Raw genomic sequence first — 13,949 nt, 5'->3', positions numbered from 1 at the left:
AGTTCAGGCGATCAGCGCCAGCAACTCGCGCGCCTCGGCCTTCTGCCACGGGTCGCCGTGCGCCACCACCAGGCGCAGGATGCGGCTGGCCTGGTCGAGATCGCCGCTGTCGATGCAGGCGCGGGCCCGGTCCAGGCTGGCCGAGGCCTCCTCCGGCGGCACCGTGGCCGGCTCTGGCTGGTCGAGTTCGAGGTGTTCGTACTCGGCGACATCCGGCAGTTCATGGAGATTGCTCTCGAACGCCAGGGGCTCCTCCGCCGGTTCCGCCTTGCCGGCAGCGGCGCGGCGCGGCAGGTCGGGGTTGTCCAGGGGATTCTCCAGGGCGCCCCAGTCGAGATCGAGATCGAGGTTGAGGTCGCCGAAGCCGTCGGCGCCCGAGGACGCATCCGGTTGCTGCAAAACGGGCGGCTCGGCCAGCGGCAGGTCGCTCCAGTCGTCGTCCTTGGTTGTTGCCGCCGGCGTCTCGGTCGCCGGCATCTGTAGCAGCGCCGGGTAGCGTCCGCGCAACTCGTCGATGGCCTCCGGGTTGCCGCCACTGGCCAGGGTTTCCTCGGCCAGCGCGTCGAAGCCGGCCGCATCGCCCAGCTCAGCCAGCACCAGCAACAGCTTCATCCGCGCGCTCAGGCGCTGCGGCTGCTCGGCGAGTACCTGACGCAGCAGGTCGCGGGCCTGTCCGTAGCGACCGTAGGCGATATAGATGTCGGCGCCGTCCAGCTTGTCCGCCGCAGCCATGGCGGCGCGCGGAGCGGCGGCCGGAGCAGGCGGAGGAGACGGCGGCGGGCTGGAGGGAGCGGCGACCGGCGGCCTGGCCTGTTCCTCGACCTTTGCCGGCGCCGGTGCGGCCGCCGGGGGGCGCGGCGCACGCCGCAGCGGCAGGTTCAGGGCGACCCGGCGCTTCGGTTCGACCGCCGGGACAGGAGCCTCTTCGCGGCGGCGACGCAACAGCAACACGCCGAGCAGAGCGAGGACCAGCAGCAGGACGATCATCCAGCGCCAGTACTGCGAGTCCGTCGGCGTTTCAACCGGTTGCGCAACCGAAGGCGCGGCCGCGGCGGGCGGCGGCTCCGCGGGCCGCACCGCCTGGCGCCGGGCCAGTTGCTGTTGCAGTTCGGCGACCTGATGATCGCGCTGCTGCAGTTGTTCCTGCAAGGCCTGCAGCTGGCGTTGCAGATCGTCCATCCGCTGGCTCAGTTCCTCCCGTTGCCGGGCCAACGCCTCGGCCTCGGCATCCGCCTGGCGCTGCGCCTCGACGAGAGCCGCCGGAGCGTTTTCCACCACGGCGGCATCGGCTGGCGGCAGGACTTCCACGGCCGCCTCCTTCACGGCGCCGGGCGCGCCTCGCTCCGGCTGGTAGCCGGCCGGCAGGCGCAGGCGCGCGCCGGCCTTGAGCCGGTGCCGGTCGGCATTGACGAAGGCCTGCGGATTGAGCTGGTACAGGGCCTCCATGAGTTGCGCGCGATCAGCGTTGCCGGCACCACGCAGGCGTCCGCTGATGGCCCAGAGGTTGTCGCTGGGGCGAGCCAGGTATTCGTCGCCCGGCTCCAGCATTGCCGGGTCTACGACGACCGCGGCACTACGCGGCGCAGGCACCGGCGTCGAGGATTGCCGCTGCGGCTCGATCCCGCTGCGCGCGGCCGGAAGCATGCGCGGCGTATAACCGAGCGGATCGAGCAGTACGGTGAATTCGCGGACGATGCGGCCGTTGGGGCGGGCCACCTCCACCAGGAAATTCAGGTAGGGCTCCTGCACCGGTCGGCTCGAGGACACATGGATGCGATTGCCACCGCGCCCCTGGAGCACCGGACTGAAACGCAGCTCGTTGAGGAACTGCAAGCGTTCCACCCCGGCCGCGGCGAAGACGTCGGCGCCCGCCAGGCGGACCTCGATCTCGTCCGCGCCGAGATCGCCGACGTCGAGCAGTTCGATATCCGCATCCAGCGGCTGGTTGAGCGCCGAATGCAGGGTGATGTCTCCCACTCCCAGGGCGCTCGCCTGCCCGGCCAACAGGCACGACCAGGCACACAACATGACACGCAAGGCTTTACCGGGCATTCCGTTCTTTTCTCCGCACTTCGAGCACACAGCCGGCCAGCGGTCGACTGCTACATCTATTTCACGTTAGCCCGAATTTCGCCCCGTACAGGGCTGAACGCACCACATGGCGCAAGACATGGCTTTTTGCCATCACTGAATAGAGGAATGCCGTGGAAACGGTCAAGATTTTTCGTCAGAAAACCGACGAAAACCTCTGTAGAGGGCTTTCGGACGAAAGCCCAGGAGGTGATGCCATAAAAATGGCGATTCTAGCGGAATTTCGTGACGCAGTGCTCAGCGCTTTTCCAGGTTCGCCAGGATTCGCAAGAGCACCTGCTGGCACAGCGCCTGCTCGGACTCGTCGATGCCGGTCAGTACGTCGTTGCGAACGCTGGCGGCGATGGCCTCGATATCGGCGATCAGCACATCGGCCTTGGGAGTCAGCACGATGTGCTTGGCCCGCCGGTCCTCCGCCACCGCCAGGCGCCGTACCAGGCCCTGGGACTCGAGGCCGTCGAGCAGCCGCGCCAGGGTCGGGCCTTCGACCCCGACCGATTGGGCCAACTCGCGCTGGGTGGGGGAATCGCGATGGCGCGCCAGATGCAACAACACCAACCAGCGCGCCTGGGACAGGCCGAGGTGACTGAGGCGGCGGTCGAGTTCAGCGCGCCAAGCACGGGAAGTCTGGGCTAGCAAGGTGCCGAAATAGTGCTTGTCTGTCTGAGCCATAGGAAAAAGGAGGTCCGATATTTCATTTGACTAATTATTAGTCGGCTAATAATGCCCGTCCAATTCCCCCCCGTACAATGACAAATTGTCGCACGATATGCCCAGGCCAGGCCCTGTCTACCACTTCGCGTACTGGTCCTCGACGAAGCCCCAGAGCCGCTCGATCCTCACCTCGGCACGACCTCGCGGACGCAGCACACCGCTGAAACAACCGAATATCTGCTTGAAGTTGCTCGCCAGCAGACCGAGGTTCAGCCGCTCCTGATGCATGCCGTGAGCCTCGAAGCGCAGCTCCACCTGGCCATCGTATGAACGGATGGTCCAGGGCCGCAGCGGCTGGTCGCGGTCGAAGTCGAAGCGCACGCTGTCGACCTTCAGCAGTTCGCCGTCCAGCCAGTAGCAGTTCTCGGTGAAGCTGGTCTCGTTGACCCCGCACGACAGGTTCAGGCCGACCCGCAAGCCGTCCGCCTCGCCGGACAGGCAAGCCCAGTTCCAGAAGGTTTCCGGGCGCATGTAGCCCGCCGACCAGTCGTGATGGGCGAAGGCGTCCAGCGCCTGCAGGTCGTGGTCGCCGAGGGCGCTGCGCACGTCGCCGCGACAGCGCACGCCGGCCACCTTCTGCGCGTAGACCCAGCCGTTCACCGCGGTCGGCGTACACAGGCACATCGGCTGGAAGCTCGGCGCCTCCTCGCTGAAGCAGGCGTCGATGCGGGTGCCATCGTCGAGTTCCACCAGCAGGCGTTTCTCCCGGTGAGCCATACGGTTCTCCAGGCGTAGCAGGTTGCGCCCCTGGCGCAGTTCGCAGACGCCGTCGTCCGGGGTCTGGGAAAACCGGGTTCCGAACCCCAGCGGCAGCTTGAAGCGCCGCTCCAGCATGCGTCCGCTGGAAGGCTGGTAGAGGTAGACGAAGCCGACGCCAAGCAAGCTCAGCTGGGCCAGGGCGCAGCCGCCGATCAGCTCCGGGCTGATCAGGCCGAAGTACTGGAACTGATGGAAGCGTCGCCATTTGCCCAGGGCCCCCACGCGCCGGCCCATCGGCGAACGGAAGTCGAAATCGCGGTAATTGATGTGCTGCGGGGCACTCGGGAAGATGCCGTAGTGCGGTTGGCCGTTGGCCTGGATCAAGCGCTGCATGGGGTCCGTCCGGAAGTCGTCTCGCGGTGGGGCCGGCAGCTCTGCGAAGAGCGGCCGTGCCTGGCATTTTTTCCTGTCGAACCTAGCATTCGCCGCCTCGTCCCGCAGTCACCGGCGGCGCCAGCCACAGGGACAAAATCGGCCATGGACTCAGGCCACCACCTGGTTGCGGCCGAACGCCTTGGCTTCGTAAAGCGCGCGATCGGCATGCTCGTAGAGATCGTAGAGACGCTTCAGGTCGTTGCCCGGGGTCGGCCACAGGCAGGACACGCCGACCGACAGGGTCACTTCGCGCGCCGTGTCCGACGCCTCGTGCTCCATGCGCAGCGCCTGCACCTGTGCGCGCAGCGCTTCCGCGCGCAGCCTCGCCTCGTGCTCGTTGGCGCCGTACAGCAACAGGGCGAACTCTTCGCCGCCCAGGCGCACCGCCATGTCCAGCGGACGCCTGGCATTCGCCTCGAACACCGCGCCGATGCGCTGCAGGACCGCATCGCCAGCCTGGTGTCCGTAGCGGTCGTTATAGGCCTTGAAATGGTCGACGTCGCAAAGCAGCAGCGCCAGGGTCTTCTGTTCGCGCTGGGCCTGGCGCCAGAGGCGGTCGAGGTGCTGGTTGAAGCTGCGCCGGTTGTGCAGGCCGGTCAGGCTGTCGTGGTCGGCCATCACCCGCAACAGGCGGCTGATGAGGAAATGCTCGCGCGACTTGAACTCCAGCAGGTAGCAGCCGACCGCGCCGATCAGGTTACCGAACAGCAGGAACAGCAGGTTGTTGCCCAGCGGCTCCTGGGTACCCGCCCACCACTCGAAACCCAGGTAGGCGAGCAGCACGACCAACGCACAGCTCAATGCCTGCGACAACCGCAGGCCGGCGAGGAAATAGGCGGCGAAACTGACCAGCAGCAGGCCTTCGTAGGGATAGCCGGGATCCGCCCGATGCGCCAGGCCGACCACCGCCGCCGCACCGACGCCAAGGGCGAGGACGCAGGCGATGCTCAGCGGCACCATCAGCTGGATGTGCCGGCGCAGCATGATCAGGCAGCCGCAGACCAGTAGCAGGACCAGCACGCCAAGGCGCACCGCCAGTACGCCCCACAGCGGGGGACCAGCGAGGATCAGCAGGTCGATGCCGATGAACGCCAGCCAGACGAGCATGCCGACGCTGAGGGCGATGCGTTTCAGCGCGAAGCTGTCCTCCAGCATGTAGCGCCGGTAGTCACGCTCCAGTTCGGGAAGGAAACGCAGACCGCGGAAACCGCGGTTCAATTGGTCGGCATAGAGGTTGGAACGGGAGTCGTCCAACCGGTCCTTCTGTGTCACGCACACCTCTTCTCTTGGAGGGCTTGGCGTCACAGTAGACGCTTGCGAAGGACGTCACAAGATTGGCGTCAGAAAATACCGGCAAATGGCCATATCACGACTCCAGTTCCACCTGCAGGGCGGCGCGCACGCAGTGCAGCACGCCACTCGGCACCCGCTTGCCGAAACGCTCCTCCAGCGCCGCCACCGGCGGCAGTTCGCCGTCTTCCTCGAGGAAGGCGTCCTGGATTTCGCCGAGGAGTTCCTCGGGCAGATCCAGCGCCTGCTCCAAGCTCACCTGCTGACCGGCGATGGCCTCGGCGAGCATCGCGTAGACGTTCTTCTCGCTGCAATTGAGCTGGCGGGCTATCTGCGCCGGGGTCATCCCCGCACAGGCCAGGCTGGCCAATTCGTGGCGCAGGTCCTGCGGCGGCGCGGCGGGCGCCGCCGGCGAGTCGGTGAGGACATCGAGGAAGGCCTGGCCGTAGCGCTCCAGCTTGCGCGCGCCGACCCCGCTGACCTGGGCCATGTCGGATAGCGAGCGCGGCTGGCTGCGGAGCATTTCCAGCAGGGTCGCGTCGGGGAAGATCACATAGGGCGGCACCGAATGCTCTTCGGCCAGCTTGCGCCGCAGCGCGCGCAGGGCCTCCCACATTTCCCGCTCTTCGCTGCGCACCAATTGGCTGGCGGCGCTGGCGCCGCCGCTGGAGGAGCCCTTGGCGCGCTGGGGTTTGAGGTCGCGGCGCAGCTCCAGCCGCACCTCGCCCCGCAGCAGCGGACGACAGGCCTCGGTCAGGCGCAGGCCGCCGAAGCCGTCCAGGTCGACGTCGGCCAGGCCGCGCGCGACCAACTGGCGGAACAGGGTCCGCCATTCGTCTTCGCCACGCCCCTTGCCAATCCCGAACACCGCCAGGTGCTGGTGGCCGAGACTGCGGATCTTCTCGGTCTCGCGGCCGAGCAGGATATCCACCAGATGGCCGACGCCGTAGCGCTGGCCGCTGCGGTAGATCGCCGACAGCGCCTGGCGCGCGGATTCGGTGGCATCCCAGGTTTCCACGCCGTCCACGCAGTTGTCGCAATGCCCGCAGGGCTGCGGCATCTCCTCGTCGAAATAGGCCAGCAGCGCCTGGCGCCGGCAACGGGTTTCCTCGCAGAGCGCCAGCATGGCTTCCAGCTTGTGCCGCTCGACGCGCTTGTGCCGCTCGTCGCCCTCGGAACTCTGCATCATCTGCCGCAGCAGCAGGACGTCCTGCAGGCCGTAGGCCATCCAGGCGTCGGCCGGCAGGCCATCGCGGCCGGCGCGGCCGGTTTCCTGGTAATAGGCCTCGAGGCTCTTGGGCAGGTCGAGGTGGGCGACGAAACGCACGTTGGGCTTGTCGATGCCCATGCCGAAGGCGATGGTCGCCACCATGATCAAGCCTTCCTCGTTGAGGAAGCGCTTCTGGTGGTGGGCACGCAGTTCGTTGGACAGTCCGGCGTGATACGGCAGCGCGGGGAAGCCCTGGTTGCCAAGGAATTCCGCGACCTCCTCGACCTTCTTCCGCGACAGGCAGTAGACGATGCCGGCATCGCCGCGCCGCTCGGAGAGGAAGCCGAGCAACTGCTTGCGCGGCTGCTCCTTGGGCACGATGCGGTAGAAGATGTTCGGCCGGTCGAAGCTGGAGAGGAACTGCTCGGCGTTCTGCAGGTGCAGGCGCTGGATCATCTCCTCGCGGGTACGCATGTCCGCGGTGGCGGTCAGGGCGATCCGCGGCACCTGCGGGAACAGCTCGGCAAGCTGGCCGAGCTGCAGGTATTCGGGACGGAAGTCATGGCCCCATTGCGACACGCAGTGCGCTTCGTCGATGGCGAACAGGCCGACCGGCAGTCGTTGCAGGAAGGCCAGCATGCGCGGCTGGACCAACCGCTCCGGTGCCAGGTAGAGCAGCTTGATCTCGCCACGCTGCAGGCGCTCGGCGATGTCCCGCTGCTGCTCGGGGTTGAGGGTGGAGTTCAGCGCCACCGCCGGCACGCCGAGTTCGTCCAGGGTGGCGACCTGGTCCTCCATCAGCGCGATCAGCGGCGACACCACCACCGTCAGGCCTTCGCGCAGCAGCGCCGGGACCTGGAAACACAGGGACTTGCCACCGCCGGTGGGCATCAGTACCAGCGCATCGCCACCCTCGGCTACCCGCTCGATGATCCGTGCCTGGTTGCCACGGAAGGCGTCGTAACCGAAAACGTCTTTGAGGATGCGTAGGGCTTGCTCGCGCATGAAGGACTCCAAATCGAGCGGCGCATTATACGCCAGGGAGGCTCGATCGGGCCGGTACCTTGTCGCCGGAAAGGACGAAAACCTCAGCGATAGCGCTGACGTTCCTGTTTGAAAAGGATGCGGACGATGGCGAATTCGCGCTCCATCTGTTCGATCAGCGCCGGCGCCCGTTGCAGGTCGCCGCGCCTGGCGCTTTCCTCCAGCTCCTTGCAGTAGCCGGCGAGGAGTACCGCGCCCATGTTGCTGCTGCCTCCCTTGAAGCTGTGTGCGGTATGCCGCAAAGCCTGGGCATCGCCGGCCTGAAGGGCGGCATGCAGGCTGCGCAGGCGCTCCTCGGAGTCGAGCACGAAGGTATCCAGCAGGACCGGATATTCGTCCTCCATGACCTCCTGCAGCGAAGCCAGAACACGATCATCGAGATGCGGCGCGGACATTCGATCGCTCCCTGAAGTCGACTTCCGATGCCCTACCCATTAGGAGCACCGCGACGAAAGCGCGATTATGCCTGAGGCGACCAGAAAAACTCCACGGACACCACCTTTCCGTCGGCCGACCACTGGCAACGATCGGACAATTCGCGGATCAGGCGCAAACCCCTGCCGCAGAGGCGTTCCTGGCGCTCCACGGCATTCAGCGCGCGCTCCACGTCGAAACCTTCGCCGCTGTCCTCGACCCGCACCAGCAGACGCCCCCCCGCGCCATGCGGCGCCAGGTCCAGGTGCAGCCGCACGTAGCCGTCGCGCAAGGCCTGCAGGCGGCTGACCCGCTCCTGGTAATAGCGGGCGAATCCCGCCGCGTCGCTCTTCATCGTCGAATCGAGGCCGATGACGCCATGTTCCAGGGCGTTCGAATAGAGTTCGGCGAGTACCGTATACAGCGCGCCGCCGCGCGCGCGCAGGTCGTGGACCTCGAGCAGCAGTTGCAGCACATGGGGCAGCGGGTTGAAATGCTTGAGGGTTTCGGCGCGGAATTCGAAGCTTACCGACCAGTCCAGCGGACTGCTCACGCCGCTATCGGAAAACGCCAGCGGCGGGCATTGCAGGCCGCTATCCGGCTGCAGCCGCACTTCGAGCATGCTCACGTCGTCCTGCACCGCGCCGCGGAACTGCGCCAGGCTGCGCTGGATCTCGTCGAACAGCGCGGACGGCTGGCGATTGCGCTCGAATAGCTGGAGCAGCCGCGCCTCGCCGAACATCTCGCCAGCCTTGTTGCTGGCCTCGAGGACCCCGTCGGAAAACAGGAATATCCGATCTTCGATATCCAGCGGATAGGTTTCGCAACGGTCGCTGAACGCCGCCGGTTCGAGGATTCCCAGCGGCAGGTGGCGGGACACCAGGGCGACCCGCTCGCCGCTGGCGGCGCGCAGCAGGTAGCCGTCCGGCAAGCCGCCGTTCCAGACCTCCACCAGTTCGCGCTGGAAGCTCAGGTTGAGCAAGGTGGCGCAGCAGAACACGCCGACCGGCAGGATGCGCTTCAGCTTGGCGTTCATCTCGCGGAGGATGTCGGCCATCGGATAGCCCTTGGCGGTCATCCCGTAGAACACCTCGGCCAGCGGCATCGCGCCGATCGCCGCCGGCAGGCCGTGGCCGGTGAAGTCGCCGAGCAGCACGTGCATGCCGCCGGACGGCTTGTAGGCGGCCAGCAGCAGGTCGCCGTTGAACAGCGCGAGGGGCGATTGCAGGTAGCGCACGTTGCTGGCGTTCAGGCAGCCGGAATGGGCCACCTTGTCGAACACCGCCTTGGCCACCCGCTGTTCGTTGAGCAGGTGCTCGTTGTGCCGGACGATCAGGTCGCGCTGCTCCAGCACCGTTCGTTGCAGCAGGTGCAGGCGTCCCATGGCGTTGATCTTGGCTTCGAGGATCACCCGGTTGTACGGCTTGGAGAGGAAGTCGTCGCCGCCCGCCTCCAGGCTCTGCACCAGCGCCTCGGTTTCGCTGAGGGAGGTGAGGAAGATGATCGGCACCAACTCCTCGCCGGCCTGCTGCTTGATCCGCCGGGCAGCCTCGAAGCCATCCATCACCGGCATCATCACGTCCATCAGGACCAGTTGCGGCCGCTCGGTCTCGAACAGCGCCACCGCCTCCAGGCCGTTGCCGGCGGTCAGCACGCGATGCCCCTGGCGGCTGACGATGGTCGACAGCAGCAGGCGGTCGGCCGCGTTGTCCTCGGCGATGAGAATCGTCAGGCTCTCGATCCGCGCCGCCGGGGGATTCATCTCAGCTGATCTTGAACAACTGCTCGAAGTTGGAGATGGCGAGGATCTTGCGCACTTCCGGGCTGCAGTTCGCCAGGCTGATCTGCGCGTTCTCGCCGCCGGCGTGGTCGCGCAGCAGCAGGAGCATGCCGAGGGCCGAGCTGTCCAGGTAGGTGGCGTTGCGCAGGTCGACGACATAGCGTCGCGGAGTGATCGCGACGCGCTCGTAGGCGTCGCGGAAATCCTGATGGGCCCCGAAGTCGAAGCGCCCCTGGATCTGAATGGTCAACTCTTGCCCATCGGCCGAGGGCAGCGCAGTGATGGCCATGGAAGTCTCCTGGTAGGCGTGGCGGATCGAGGGAAGGCTTGAATCATGTAAGCAGTTCCCCGGCAAAGCGGCAACTTGCCAGATCACCTGACTATCAGAAATATCTGTCAATACAACTAGATCGCGCAGTCCTAAACTGCCCCGCTCCGAGCCAGCCGTCCTGTGCCGAGCGGGCTGCGACGGCGCCGCCGCGCGTGGCGCTCGGAGCCTGGGCAGTGGGCCAAAGTCTCGTCCCACCTGCCCGTCCCAAGCGGACCCGCGCCAGGCTGCCAGGTCACCCCCGGCGCAACCTGGCGCGGGTCCGCTTCCTTGCGCTACTTGGCCCGGTAGATGATGCCCGGGCTGCACTGCACCATCTGGTAGTGGTCGGGCAGGTTGTTCAACGCCTCGGAGGCGCCGAGGAACAAGTAGCCGCCAGGCTTGAGCGTGCCATGGATGCGCAGCAGGATGTCGCGCTTCACCTCGGCGGAGAAATAGATCAGCACGTTGCGGCAGAACACCATGTCGAACTTGCCGAGGCTGGCGTAGCTGTCCAGCAGGTTCAGGGCACGGAACTCGACGCGGCTGCGGATCGCCGGCTTGACCGCCCAGCGCCCCGGTCCCTTGGCGTCGAAATAGCGTTGCAGACGCTCCGGGGACAGACCGCGGCCCATCGCCAGGGTGTCGTATTCGCCGGCCTTGGCGGCGGTGAGCATCGACCCCGACAGGTCGGTGGCGACGATCTGCACGCCCGCCTTCAACTGCCCCAGGTTGGTCTTCTCGAACTCGTCGATGGCCATCGACAGCGAGTATGGCTCCTGGCCTGACGAACAGGCCGCCGACCAGATCCGCAGGCGCTGCCCGCCGTTGGCCTTGATCAGTTCGGGAAGAACCCGCTGCTTGAGCACCTCGAACGGGTAGGTATCGCGAAACCACAGGGTCTCGTTGGTGGTCATCGCGTCCACCACCATCTCGCGCAGGCCGCCGCGCTGGGTCTGGATGCGCTGCACCAGCTCTCCCAGGCTCTTGATGCCCTGCTGCTCCATCAGCTTGTTCAGCCGGCTCGAGACCAGGTACTGCTTGTTGCTGCCCAGCACAATGCCGCAGGTCTTCTCGAGGAAGACCCTGAACAACTCGAAATCCGCATTAGCTGCCGACACGCATAAGCCTCTTCGCCCTGGGCGACCGGAACGCAGCCGGTCGCCCGTATTCACATTGTTGTCAAGGGCCGATCGCTCAGCCCGCGTCCACCGCCTTGATCCGCTCCACCACCCGCGCCGCCAGATCGTCCGGACGGAACTTGGCGAGGAAGTCGTCCGCACCGACCTTCTTCACCATCGCCTGGTTGAAGACCCCGGACAACGAAGTATGCAAGAGAATGTGCAGTTTCTGCAGGCGGGGATCGCTACGGATTTCCGCCGTCAGGGTATAACCGTCCATTTCCGGCATTTCGATGTCGGAGATCAGCATCAGCAGCTCGTCTTCCGGACGCCGTCCCTCGGAGAGCATGTTCTGCAGGTACTCCAGGGCCTGGCGCCCGTCGTTGAGCGCGGTCATTTCCACGCCGACCGCCTCCAGGCAACGGATTACCTGCTTGCGCGCCACCGACGAATCGTCCACCACCAGCACCCGCTTGGTCACCGCGCGGCTCTGGGTCTCGGCGTCCACCACTCCGTGGGACACTTCCTCGGACGTCGGTGCGACCTCCGCGAGCACTTTTTCCACGTCGATGATTTCCACCAACTGCTTGTCCACCCGGGTCACCGCGGTCAGGTAATGCTCGCGGCCGGCGCCCTTGGGTGGCGGATGGATCTCTTCCCAGTTCATGTTGACGATGCGCTCCACCGAGCGCACCAGGAAGCCCTGCACCTTGGTGTTGTACTCGGTGATGATCGCGAAGCTGTTGGTCAGGTCCTGCAACCCGCGGCGGCCGGTGGCCAGCGCCAGGTCGAGGATCGGAATGGTGCCTCCGCGGATGTTCGCCACCCCGCGCACCACCGGGCTGGACTTGGGCATCACCGTCAGGCGCGGGCACTGCAACACCTCTTTCACCTTGAACACGTTGATGCCGTAGAGCTGGTTGCCGTCCAGGCGGAACAGAAGCAGCTCCAGACGGTTCTGTCCGACCAACTGCGTACGCTGGTTGACTGAATCCAAAACACCGGCCATTGGCGCTCCCCTCAGACGGTCGTGCCGGACTCCGGCACGACCATTGCTTAACCCGTTGCATGAAACAGGCAACGACAGTTTTTCGACGAATAATGGCATGTAGCCATACTTCTCTACGGTTTTTACCCGTTTTGCTCGGGCTCGGCTACCTGTGCGCGGCTAACAACAGCCAGGCCCAGGGTTTTACCGCTCCCGAGGTACTTATCGGCTCCACCCAGGGGTTTCTTGAATTCAAGGTAGAAGAATATCTGCAGAATAGCGGACTCGACGGGCGCTACCAGATTCAGGTCAATCGCGTCGACCCGCGCTTGCGCCTGGCCGAATGCGACAGGGACTTGACGCTCAGCCAGGAAAGTCCGGCACAACCGATCGGCAGGGTCACCGTGCGCATCAGTTGCGAAGGCAGTGCGCCCTGGACCATCTTCATGCCGGCGCAGGTGAAACTGTTCCGCCAGGTAGTGGTCGCGGTGCAGCCACTCAAGCGCGCGCACGTGCTGGAGGATGCCGACATCGCCCTGGTCGAGCGCGACGTCGGCCTGCTGACCCAGGGCTACCTGACCGATCCGGCCCGCGTCGTCGGGCAGAAGCTGCGCCGACCGGTGGTCAACGACCAGGTGCTGGCGCCGGTCTTCCTCGAGCAGGCCGAGGCCGTGCGCAAGGGCGACCAGGTGGTGATCCTCGCACGCACCGCCACCATCAACGTCAAGATGCCCGGCGAGGCGCTGTCCGATGGCGCCCCGGGCCAGCAGATCCGCGTGCGCAACCTGCGCTCGCAGCGGATAATCAAGGCCCGCGTGATAGAACCCGGCACGGTCGAGGTGAATATGTAGAGGGAAAGCCGTGGCCGGTAGCGCTGGCGCTACCCCGGCGGGTTTCTCTAAACTGGGAAACGACGCACGAAAATAAGTCCTAAAGTTTTTCAAGCCTTCGCCGAAAAGCTAGGCAAGCGTCCAATACCTTCGAGGTTTACAACCATGGTCATCGACTTCAACCGGCTGAATCCCGGCAGCACGCCAGCCACCACCGGCCGTACCGGCAGCACCGCCGCGGGGCGTCCCGACGCCACTGGCGCCGACAAGGCAGGCCAGGCCGCGACTTCCGCTCCGAAGAGCGGCGAGTCGGTGCAGATCAGCGAAACCGCCCAGAACATGCAGAAAGTCACGGACCAGCTGCAGACCCTGCCGGTGGTCGACAACGATAAGGTTGCCCGGATCAAGCAAGCGATCGCCGATGGCACTTATCAGGTCGACAGCGAGCGTGTTGCCAGCAAGCTGCTCGACTTCGAATCCCAGCGCTGACCTCGAAGGACGCGCTGGAGGACATTGGACGCCGAATGAACTCCCGAGCCCGAGATGCCTGACTCCCCTACCCTGCTCGATCTGTTCGCCGAGGATATCGGCCACGCCAGCCAACTCCTGCAGTTGGTCGACGAAGAATTCCAGGCCCTGGAACGGCGCGAGCTGCCGGTCCTGCAACAGCTTCTCGGGGCCAAGCAGCCACTGATGCAGCAACTGGAGCGAAATGGCCGGGCCCGCGCGGAAATCCTCCGCGAAGCCGGCGTTTCCCTCGACCGCGAAGGCCTTGCCCGCTACGCCCGCGAGCGCGCGGATGGCGCCGAGCTGCTGGCGCGCGGCGACGAACTGGGCGAACTGCTGGAGCGTTGCCAGCAGGCCAACCTGCGCAACGGGCGGATCATCCGCGCCAACCAGGCTTCCACCGGCAGCCTGCTGAACATCCTCCGCGGCCAGGACGCCCCGAGCCTGTACGACAGCCGCGGCGGCACCGCCTCGAGCAGCCGGCAACGCCCGCTCAGCCAGGCCTGAACCCGACCAGCA

At 65.9% G+C, this 13,949-nt stretch carries 13 protein-coding genes; 3 read left to right on the top strand and 10 right to left on the bottom strand.

Features of this window, described 5'->3' with window-relative positions; all coding sequences use genetic code 11:
- Positions 1 to 3 precede the first annotated feature (3 nt).
- The 10 genes from ACM0M4_RS09190 to ACM0M4_RS09145 form a co-directional block, all read right to left on the bottom strand.
- Positions 4 to 2,052, bottom strand: coding sequence for a type IV pilus assembly protein FimV (locus tag ACM0M4_RS09190; RefSeq protein ID WP_115288730.1), 2,049 nt, complete (start codon positions 2,050 to 2,052; stop codon positions 4 to 6).
- A gap of 276 nt (positions 2,053 to 2,328) precedes the next feature.
- Positions 2,329 to 2,763: a MarR family transcriptional regulator gene (locus tag ACM0M4_RS09185; protein WP_003091721.1), complete on the bottom strand. Its 435-nt coding sequence runs from the start codon at positions 2,761 to 2,763 to the stop codon at positions 2,329 to 2,331.
- A 117-nt stretch (positions 2,764 to 2,880) separates the two neighbouring features.
- Complete coding sequence (locus ACM0M4_RS09180; protein ID WP_003098754.1) at positions 2,881 to 3,897, bottom strand: DUF2804 domain-containing protein; 1,017 nt, start codon at positions 3,895 to 3,897, stop codon at positions 2,881 to 2,883.
- A gap of 150 nt (positions 3,898 to 4,047) precedes the next feature.
- On the bottom strand, positions 4,048 to 5,217 hold the full coding sequence (locus ACM0M4_RS09175; protein WP_003119637.1) for a GGDEF domain-containing protein: 1,170 nt from the start codon (positions 5,215 to 5,217) through the stop codon (positions 4,048 to 4,050).
- 88 nt (positions 5,218 to 5,305) lie between these two features.
- Positions 5,306 to 7,444, bottom strand: a complete 2,139-nt coding sequence (gene recQ / locus ACM0M4_RS09170) for a DNA helicase RecQ (RefSeq protein WP_003091724.1) — start codon at positions 7,442 to 7,444, stop codon at positions 5,306 to 5,308.
- An 83-nt stretch (positions 7,445 to 7,527) separates the two neighbouring features.
- Positions 7,528 to 7,878 carry a two-component system sensor histidine kinase HtpB gene (gene htpB, locus ACM0M4_RS09165; protein ID WP_003091725.1) on the bottom strand — a complete coding sequence of 117 codons (351 nt, stop codon included), beginning with the start codon at positions 7,876 to 7,878 and terminating at the stop codon, positions 7,528 to 7,530.
- 65 nt (positions 7,879 to 7,943) lie between these two features.
- Positions 7,944 to 9,659, bottom strand: coding sequence for a two-component system response regulator HsbR (hsbR, locus tag ACM0M4_RS09160; RefSeq protein WP_003098751.1), 1,716 nt, complete (start codon positions 9,657 to 9,659; stop codon positions 7,944 to 7,946).
- A gap of 1 nt (position 9,660) precedes the next feature.
- The gene (gene hsbA / locus ACM0M4_RS09155; protein ID WP_003091727.1) at positions 9,661 to 9,966 is read right to left on the bottom strand and encodes an anti-anti sigma factor HsbA; all 306 of its coding nucleotides are present in this window, start codon (positions 9,964 to 9,966) and stop codon (positions 9,661 to 9,663) included.
- Between the two features lie 314 nt (positions 9,967 to 10,280).
- Positions 10,281 to 11,105, bottom strand: coding sequence for a protein-glutamate O-methyltransferase CheR (cheR, locus tag ACM0M4_RS09150; RefSeq protein ID WP_003091728.1), 825 nt, complete (start codon positions 11,103 to 11,105; stop codon positions 10,281 to 10,283).
- A 76-nt stretch (positions 11,106 to 11,181) separates the two neighbouring features.
- Complete coding sequence (locus ACM0M4_RS09145) at positions 11,182 to 12,114, bottom strand: chemotaxis protein CheV (protein WP_003098747.1); 933 nt, start codon at positions 12,112 to 12,114, stop codon at positions 11,182 to 11,184.
- 131 nt (positions 12,115 to 12,245) lie between these two features.
- On the opposite strand from ACM0M4_RS09145, the gene flgA reads away from it, so the two are divergent.
- The 3 genes from flgA (at position 12,246) to ACM0M4_RS09130 (ending at position 13,937) form a co-directional block, all read left to right on the top strand.
- Positions 12,246 to 12,944 (top strand): flagellar basal body P-ring formation chaperone FlgA, encoded by a 699-nt coding sequence (gene flgA, locus ACM0M4_RS09140; RefSeq protein ID WP_003098745.1) that lies wholly within the window; start codon positions 12,246 to 12,248, stop codon positions 12,942 to 12,944.
- A 144-nt stretch (positions 12,945 to 13,088) separates the two neighbouring features.
- Entirely contained in the window at positions 13,089 to 13,412 is a 324-nt protein-coding gene (gene flgM / locus ACM0M4_RS09135) for a flagellar biosynthesis anti-sigma factor FlgM (RefSeq protein ID WP_003098742.1), read from the top strand.
- Between the two features lie 54 nt (positions 13,413 to 13,466).
- Positions 13,467 to 13,937: a flagella synthesis protein FlgN gene (locus tag ACM0M4_RS09130; protein WP_003091733.1), complete on the top strand. Its 471-nt coding sequence runs from the start codon at positions 13,467 to 13,469 to the stop codon at positions 13,935 to 13,937.
- Positions 13,938 to 13,949: the final 12 nt, after the last annotated feature.

It is taken from the genome of Pseudomonas sp. 18-147 (assembly GCF_051048045.1).
Classification (GTDB): domain Bacteria; phylum Pseudomonadota; class Gammaproteobacteria; order Pseudomonadales; family Pseudomonadaceae; genus Pseudomonas; species Pseudomonas aeruginosa.
This window is presented reverse-complemented; position numbering and strand designations above follow the sequence as displayed.

Excerpts from the sequence above, each read along its gene's own strand:
- ACM0M4_RS09190 (WP_115288730.1), bottom strand. The coding sequence starts at position 2,052 with ATGCCCGGTAAAGCCTTGCGTGTCATGTTGTGTGCCTGGTCGTGCCTG.
- ACM0M4_RS09185 (WP_003091721.1), bottom strand. The coding sequence starts at position 2,763 with ATGGCTCAGACAGACAAGCACTATTTCGGCACCTTGCTAGCCCAGACT.
- ACM0M4_RS09180 (WP_003098754.1), bottom strand. The coding sequence starts at position 3,897 with ATGCAGCGCTTGATCCAGGCCAACGGCCAACCGCACTACGGCATCTTC.
- recQ (WP_003091724.1), bottom strand. The coding sequence starts at position 7,444 with ATGCGCGAGCAAGCCCTACGCATCCTCAAAGACGTTTTCGGTTACGAC.
- htpB (WP_003091725.1), bottom strand. The coding sequence starts at position 7,878 with ATGTCCGCGCCGCATCTCGATGATCGTGTTCTGGCTTCGCTGCAGGAG.
- hsbR (WP_003098751.1), bottom strand. The coding sequence starts at position 9,659 with ATGAATCCCCCGGCGGCGCGGATCGAGAGCCTGACGATTCTCATCGCC.
- hsbA (WP_003091727.1), bottom strand. The coding sequence starts at position 9,966 with ATGGCCATCACTGCGCTGCCCTCGGCCGATGGGCAAGAGTTGACCATT.
- ACM0M4_RS09145 (WP_003098747.1), bottom strand. The coding sequence starts at position 12,114 with ATGGCCGGTGTTTTGGATTCAGTCAACCAGCGTACGCAGTTGGTCGGA.
- flgM (WP_003098742.1), top strand. The coding sequence starts at position 13,089 with ATGGTCATCGACTTCAACCGGCTGAATCCCGGCAGCACGCCAGCCACC.
- ACM0M4_RS09130 (WP_003091733.1), top strand. The coding sequence starts at position 13,467 with ATGCCTGACTCCCCTACCCTGCTCGATCTGTTCGCCGAGGATATCGGC.